Consider the following 8,101-nt stretch of genomic DNA (forward strand, 5'->3'; position numbering starts at 1 on the left):
TAACGGGCTTGCGAAAGCCAACTTGCACGGGCGAATGATCAAAAAGTGCTCGCTGGCGGTGATAGGGAAAGTGTCGGCGCCGGCTTCACGGATTCAGGAAGAAGTTTGCATGATCAAGGGGTAAGCGAGGGTAGCAACACCCACCCCGCTCGCTACCCAGCCGATCACACGGTAGCAGCGTTGAGTGTAAATAGAGGTTTGTGGCAATAAGCAACATCCCCCCATAACCAGAACCAGGAGTGCCGGCATAGGCGCTAAGCGAGGCCTTCCATTGAGCCATGACAGATCAACATCTATCGATGGAGCAAAGAGGTGTTGCCCAAGGCTATAACCTCCTAGCACAACCATAAGACCACCTGCTGCTAAGCGTCGCCATTTTGACTGTTGGCTCAGTAGAGCCAGAAGGCCAAAACTCACCAACAGCACTGCCAAGTTACCATCTGGGCTGAGGCGCCACTGCGGAGGTAACGGTACGTAAGCAACAAGGTCAAGCAGAAAAATGCTAAGCCCCATCAAGAAACTGCTAGTGAGCAGGATTAACAGCCACGCCTGGATGGCAAGACGACGGTTACTTTGGTTCATCTGTTGTTATAGTCCTTCGACGACGGTATTAAACAAGGCATCGCCTTTATGTAGAGCAAACGCCATCCCTCCTTTAGGCCGTGGGCGACCGTGGAAGGTTGCGCTGTTATACACGTTTAGGAAGCAGGCGCAACCATAGATGGAGTCAGAGAATATGATGTAGCTCTTCCATACAAAATTTAACCTTTCAACCATAGTCATCCGGCCCTGCCTATGTGGCCAATCAACATCAAGGGTGCCCCCCCTAGCTTGAGGAAGGCGCTAATGATTGCAAAACCAGAAGTTTGAAATGGGGAATCTAAAGCAGGGAGTGCTGAGGCCAAAAAAACGGAGTAACGCAGTTATCGGTTAACCCGCTCTCAACGTTTTCTAGCCAGTGTGGCAGAGCCGAGTACCACTAACCGCTTCAGCCTGGGCAAGATCAAGCAGTGAAATGCTAGTGACCGCAGGGGCTTAAGAGAAATAGCGAATAAAATTTATTTTGGCTTGCTTTGTTCCCAAGCGAGACGCTCAGATAACGACCATCGCACCACCGCTCGTGGGCCAATTCTGACAGGCGGAGGCAGAAGCCAGCCTTTCAGCCAACACTAAAGAGTTGAGTGCGAAATTTTATAACGTTTACAGACACATAAATCAGTAAGATGCCGATTTTCTTCTTCAGCTATGCTCATAGTCCAACCTCTTGTGAGTGTAGATTTTTAACTCATGAGCAGATTAAAAAAGTCAGCCAAAGAAGTAGAAAATAAGACATACAAAATCGCAGCGCACATCGACAACTTTTTGGTACTTAAAAATCAGCGCCTTGCAAAACGACTCCTGTACACTCTTGGCCACACAAGCATCGTAGTAGTATGCATCATGCGTTTTAGTACTTGAAAATCTAAGGAAACCAGCGTTAAGAGCGATGATTTTGCTCAAATAAAAATAAGGCAAGCTATTGATTTAACTGGCGTCCCTGGCAGGAGTCGAACCTGCGACCTGCCGCTTAGGAGGCGGCTGCTCTATCCTACTGAGCTACAGGGACTTACGGGGCGCATAGTATAGCGTGTTGCTCCGCGACGGCCAACCGGGCCACCTCAAATCCATCCGACTAACCGCAGCGCAAAGATACCAAGCGTTACCGTTAAGCTCGCCATTAAGGTGGTAATCGCGATGATATTAGCCGCCAGGGCGACGTTGCCATTTATGGCTTTCACCATAACAAAGCTTGCCGCGGCAGTGGGGCTGGCGAAGAACAGAAAGAGTAGCCCAAGCTGGCTGCCTGAAAAGCCCATTAGCCATGCGGCTATTGTGGAAAGCACCGGTAAAATCACCATTTTCATACTGCTAGCGCTAAACGCTACTTGGCTTCCTTCACGCATGCTGCTCACAGAAAGCGTCGCGCCGATGCATATCAGCGCTAGCGGCAGCGTCAGGGAAGCAAAGTAGTTGCCAGAAGTCATAACCCAGCTAGGCAACGATATTGAAAATGCCGTGAATGGTAGCGCGGCAAAAACGGATAGGATCAGTGGGTTTTTGACAATATGCCCCAGCAGGCTGCGCCAATCGGTAGATTGCCCCGGTTGATAGGCGGCCAGCGCCACCACGGAAAGCGCGTTGTACATCACAATCACCACGCCCAGCAGCAGGCTACCCGCTGATAATCCATAGTTACCGTACATCCCTGCCGCTAGCGCCAGCCCCACCACTCCGCAGTTACCGCGAAATGCGCCTTGCACGTAGATGCCTCGATCTGCCACCGGCACCCGGAAATGCGCCCACCCCCAGCTGAACAGAAACTGGCCTAATGTGGCTACCGCAAAAAATAGCAAAAGCGGCACATCCAATGCGACGCTCAGGTCAGCTTTGACTAGACTCAGAAAAATCAGCGTTGGCAGCGTGGCTTTAAACACCAGTGCAGAGGCGGTCGATATGAACTCGCTATCAATCCACCCAAGTCGCTTAAGGGCAATACCGATGAACACCATAGCAAAGACTGGCAGGGTGACATCTAGTGTGCGGGTAAACAGCTCAAGTAGGTCCACAAAAGCTCTCTCAGTCGAATAAGCATCCCCTTATGTTCTACCGTTGACAGAGATTTGTCGACTCGCTAGACAGTTACCGCGCCATAAGGGAAAGTAAGCATAAACGCGCATCGTCACTTATAGGTCACTTATGGTACTGCCAGGCAGCCCCGAATATGAAGAACAGCGCCTTCTTACCCTCAAGCGCTATACTTTGGGTGATCTATCGGCTGACCAACACCTTGATCGTATTACTCGTCTAGCCGCTACTTACTGCGATGTTCCCCTTGCGATGATCACTCTGGTTGATAACGAGCAAGTATGGGTCAAAAGCAGCGTAGGCGACTTTCCCCGCACCCTAGTACGCCAACAATCCTTTTGCGCCACAGCGATCCAGCAACAGCAGCTGTATGAAATTGTTGATGCACGCAAAGACCCTATTCACCAGCACTCACCGCTGGTAACCGCATCGCCTCCTATTGTGTTTTATGCGGGCATGCCGCTTGTGGCAGATAATGGCAATATTATCGGTACGCTTTGTGTGATGGATCGGCAGCCTCGCCAACTATCTGATGAACAGCGTGATCTACTGTTTCAGCTCGCCAAAAGCATCGTGCTTCAGTTTGAGCATTATTTGACCCTGCGTGCTTACCATGCGATTGGCAACGCGGCGATTGGCTTATGGGAAATGGATGTTCCCAGCCGTGCCACGCATTGGAATGAGGTGGTGAACGAGCTGTACGATGTCGATAAGCGCGATACCCGCACATTTGAACAGCGGATGCAGGCCTATACGCTAGAGGACCGTGCGCGCTTAACCAATGCCATCGACGCAGCCATTGAGCAACGCAAAGCATTTAACGATACGTTCCAACTGATCACTGTCTCGGGTGAACCGCGCTGGGTTCGCATTACGGGCAACCCATTAGTGGTCGAGGGCAACGTGGTGCAGCTTATTGGCACCATGCTGGATGTGACACCACGCAAACGGGTGGAAACGCAGCTGCTACGGCAGCAGGCGTTAGAGCGTGCGATTATGCGCGCCCAGGCCAGTTTTATCGATGAACAGGGCAATGCCAAAGCGCTTAACCCGTTGCTGGATGATCTTCTTGCCCTCACCTCAAGTGAGTATGGCTTTATTGGCGAAGTGCTCTATGAGAGTGCTGACAGCCCCTATTTGGTCGCCCATGCAATTACCGATATCACTTGGGATGAACCATCGCGGCTTTTTTTCGCTAAAAACGCCCCAGAAGGCATGATCTTTAGCAATCTCGATACGCTGTTTGGCCATGTCATGCGCCATGAAGAAGTGGTGATTTCAAATACCCCCGCTAGCGACCCGAGGAGCGGAGGGTTGCCACCTGGGCATCCTGCGTTAAATGCATTTCTTGGCGTACCGATTCACTCCCATGGCCAGTGTATTGCCATGATCGGACTCGCTAACCGCCCAACTGGCTATGATACGGCCCTAGTAGATTTTCTTGCCCCATTGCTAGGCAGTATTGGGCAATTCATTAACAATTTACGTCACTCTCGCCAACAGTACACCGATCAGCAGGCTATCGCTCGTCTTTCGATGGTGGCTAAAAACACCAGCAATGGGGTGGTGATTACGGATGCCCATGGAAAAGTGGAATGGATTAATGATGGCTTCACACGGCTAAGCGGCTACTCGTTTGAGGAAATTGTAGGTAAAAAGCCAGGCCAGCTTGTCCAGGGTAAAGCAACAGACCGCTCGACGACTCAGCGCATTGCCCACGCTATTCGTCATCGCCAGCGCTTTGAGGAAGAACTGCTGAATTACCGTAAGGACGGCACGCCTTATTGGGTGCATATTAGCTGTAATCCCCTACCGGCAACCGAACAAACCGGTGGTGGTTTTATTGCTATTCAATCGGATATTACAGAAACGAAGCGCCACGAAGAAGCGCTTTACAAAGCAGCGAATATTGATGAGCTCACCGGCTTGCCTAATCAGCGTTTAGCGCGCGCACAGCTTGAAAAGCTCACTCAGCAGCCCGAGCCAATGTCAGTGTATGTGCTAAACATTGATGACTTTAAGCGGCTTAATGACCTATTTGGCTACCCTGCCGGGAACGATATTTTAAAGCGCATTGCAAAGCGACTTGAAGCGCTGGTGGAACCTCTAAAAGAGCTAGGTATGGCAGGTCGGCTAAGTGGTGATGAGTTTGTTATAGCTGCCCCCACCCACCGCATGAGTGAAGCAGCGCTTCATCGAGCCATTAAACAACCACTTCATGTGCATGGGCACACGCTAAAACTGACTACCTGTATTGGTATGACGTGCTATCCAGAGGATAACGCCGACCCAGACACCCTATTCCGCCATGCCTACCAAGCACTGTATCAAGCGAAAACCTTAGGGGTAGCCCAGTGTGTGCGTTACAGCACCGACGAAGAGCACCTAGTGCGTTTACGGCAGCAAGAGCGAAACGCTATTCAACATGGACTGAGCGACAACGAATTTCGACTTTATTATCAGCCCCAGGTAGACCTTAACTCACAAACGGTCGTGGGTGCTGAGGCGTTAATCCGTTGGCAACATCCCACCTTGGGCCTTCGCGCACCGGCCGAGTTTTTACCGCTATTAGAAGGTAGCGAGCTGGAGTTCCGCTTAGGTGAATGGGTCATCGAAGCCGCTCTTAAACAGCTGCAACGCTGGCAAGCATTGGGTGTTGAGATACAAGTGAGTGTGAACATAAGCCCACAGCATCTACTGCATCAGGGCTTTTTACCCCAGTTAGAACAGTTATTGAATCGCTATTCAGACGTGCCACCTCAGCTGTTGGCTATCGAAATCCTCGAGTCTGCTACTCTTGATGATATGCAGGCTGCACTCCATGTACTCGAAAACTGTCAGAGGTTGGGCATTGACGTCGCTCTGGATGACTTCGGCACGGGCTATTCGTCACTTGCCTACTTTCGCCACCTGCCCGTGCAGCTCATCAAAGTTGATCGAGATTTCGTGCGCGACATGCTCGATAGCAAAGACGACCGCGCTATTGTTGAAAGCATTGTGTTTTTAGCTAAAAAATTCTCACGGCCTGTGTTAGCAGAGGGAGTAGAAACCTTAGAACATGCACAAGCTCTGTTAGCCCTTGGTTGCCATTTAGCCCAAGGTTACGGAATTGCACGCCCCATGCCTGCCGAACAGTTGCCCGGCTGGTTAAAAACGTGGCGTTTAGATGGCTTTCCTAAAACGCATTAATCAAAAAGCGCCATGGGGTCAAACTCGCTGGGCAGCTTGACTACCACACCGTCCCGGCCTTGCCCTTTCGCTTCGTAGCTTGCTGCATCTGCCCGCGATAAAGCAGATTCTACGGTTTCATCAGACTCATCAAAGGTAGTGACACCAAGGCTCAAGGTAACGGTATATTCTTTGCCTTCATGGGTAACCGATACTTCGCTTACCGCTTGGCGTAACGACTCAGCAATCGTCTGAGCTTGCCCTAACGTACAACTGGGCAGCAGCACGCCAAATTCATCGCCCCCCTGACGGGCCACATGGTCACTTCGGCGCACCTCCCAAGCCACTACCTGCGCAATACGGCGCAGCATTTCATCGCCTAATGCATGGCCACCTTCATCATTAATCGGCTTAAAGTGGTCTAGGTCGAACAGTAGTAGTGCTGAAGGCGTACTGGTCTTCTGGTAGTCAGCAAACGCTTCTTCAAGGCGGCGATCAAACCCACGCCGATTAAGCAGCCCAGTCAACGGATCATGCTCGGCCTCCCAACGCTGCAAGGCTTCCTGCTGGCGGCGTTCGGTGATATCTTTCACTACCCCGACCAACCCTAGCGAATGCCCACCCTTAGAGAGCATGACAACCCGTGCATGAACATCCAACCAGAGGGTTTCTTTATCGCTACGAATAAAACGTAGTTGGCGCACAAAATCGTTGCCTGTTTTTAAACTATGAGCCCACATATCTTTGGCACCTTCACGGTCATCTGGATGGATTTGATGTATCCAGACATCCGCCTGCGCATCCGCTTCAATCGCTAACATGTGCAGTAACGCTGGGTTCATATAAGTAATGATGCCACCAAAGTTAGCAACAAACATACCTTGTGGGGTGGCACTAAGCACAGAATCCAAAAACGCTTCACGCTCCTGTAAATGACCAAACAGTTGCTGGCGCTCGTTTTCCACGCGATTAAACGTTTCGGCCACTTGCTGCAGTTCCTGCATATTAGTGGCTAAATCCAACCGGGTTCGTTGCCCAACTCCCACCTCACCAATTTGCGTCTCGAGATGTTCTAACGGCTTTAAAATGCGAGCTAATAGCCACCAGAGCAGCGGCATTATCATTAGTGCAAGAACTACCCAAATTCCAAAAAGCTTATAAATAAACCCGGAGAGCGGAAGATACGCTTGGTTGGCCGGCAGAAAAAGGCCCACGACCCAGTCGGCGGGCCATACCTGAGCATATGCCTGCAGGCTTGTGCGACCGTCTGCCAACTCGGTCACTCCCTCTCCCTGCCAGCCATCCAGAGCAAGGTCTAGCAAGGGATTAGGCTGGATTTCATCAACGTGCTTGTTTACCAGCTGGTGGTCTGGGTGATAAAGGACTTTTCCATTGGACGTCACCACTGCTGCGTACCCTTCTCGGCCCAGACGTATGGTGTTTAGCCGGTTAAAGAGGCCGCCACTGTCAAGACTAACCATTCCTCCTATTACCCCAGCAAAACGCCCCTCTTCGTCTAGCCTTGGCACGCTTATTATCACTAGGGGTACCCCTCTAGCGCGCCCTATAAAAGGCTCGCTTACATAGGGTTGACGAACCCCACGCACCATTTCGTAGTATTCACTCTCTGAGACTTCCAAACCTATTCGCCCCACAACACTGGGCCAATCAGTCACAATAACGCCTTGTTCGTTACTAATAACCAAACCATCAAACCACGACAGCAACGCATCGTTTTTTTGTAATTCATGGCCAAGCCAAGCTGAGTCATTCGATAGGCCAATGGCCCCACTTAGCCGCTCCAGAGCATCAATGCGCTGTTCAACCTGCTGGGTAATTTCATCGGCAAGCAAGGTTGCCTCGTAGCGCAAATGAGCCATATTGGTCTCATGCACCATACCTTTGCCAACCTGCCAAGCCATCCCCAACACTGCCCCTGCTAAAATGACCAAGGCACAGGAAAGACCCAACAGTAGTCGGCCTTGTAAAGAGCGGAACGTAACAAGCTTGCTAACCAAGGGGGCTAAGCGCACCGGCAATCCCTTTTTTGTTAACTTTCCTTAAATTGAGCTCATTGGAACAGCATCAATCCCGATATAAACGAACAACTTACCAAAAAGATGTGATGGATGCGCGTTGATGAAAATCAACTTAGGCAATTTTATTGATTCAGCACACCTAGCTAATGGCGTATCAAAACGATTCGTCAGGAGTGGATATACATTTTTGAGTACTTCCCCAGACTACAAAGGACGGATTAATAATCTCAGCAGGGTTTCCATAGTGGAGTGGCTCGCCACTCATGGCC

At 50.7% G+C, this 8,101-nt stretch carries 3 protein-coding genes and 1 tRNA gene; 1 reads left to right on the top strand and 3 read right to left on the bottom strand.

The genetic code is table 11. From position 1 onward, the window contains the following. Positions 1–1,529: 1,529 nt before the first annotated feature. Positions 1,530–1,606, bottom strand: a tRNA-Arg gene (locus tag BIS10_RS15740). A 52-nt stretch (positions 1,607–1,658) separates the two neighbouring features. Further along, entirely contained in the window at positions 1,659–2,606 is a 948-nt protein-coding gene (locus BIS10_RS15745) for an AEC family transporter (protein WP_253506532.1), read from the bottom strand. 130 nt (positions 2,607–2,736) lie between these two features. Here BIS10_RS15745 and BIS10_RS15750 point away from each other — a divergent pair, with 130 nt between their 5' ends. Continuing rightward, positions 2,737–5,814: an EAL domain-containing protein gene (locus BIS10_RS15750; RefSeq protein ID WP_253506535.1), complete on the top strand. Its 3,078-nt coding sequence runs from the start codon at positions 2,737–2,739 to the stop codon at positions 5,812–5,814. Here BIS10_RS15750 and BIS10_RS15755 read toward each other — a convergent pair. Beyond that, the gene (locus BIS10_RS15755) at positions 5,811–7,826 is read right to left on the bottom strand and encodes a diguanylate cyclase (RefSeq protein ID WP_253506538.1); all 2,016 of its coding nucleotides are present in this window, start codon (positions 7,824–7,826) and stop codon (positions 5,811–5,813) included. The genes BIS10_RS15750 and BIS10_RS15755 overlap by 4 nt on opposite strands. Positions 7,827–8,101: the final 275 nt, after the last annotated feature.

Source organism: Halomonas sp. 707B3 (assembly GCF_024158645.1).
Taxonomy (GTDB): Bacteria; Pseudomonadota; Gammaproteobacteria; order Pseudomonadales; family Halomonadaceae; genus Vreelandella; species Vreelandella lionensis.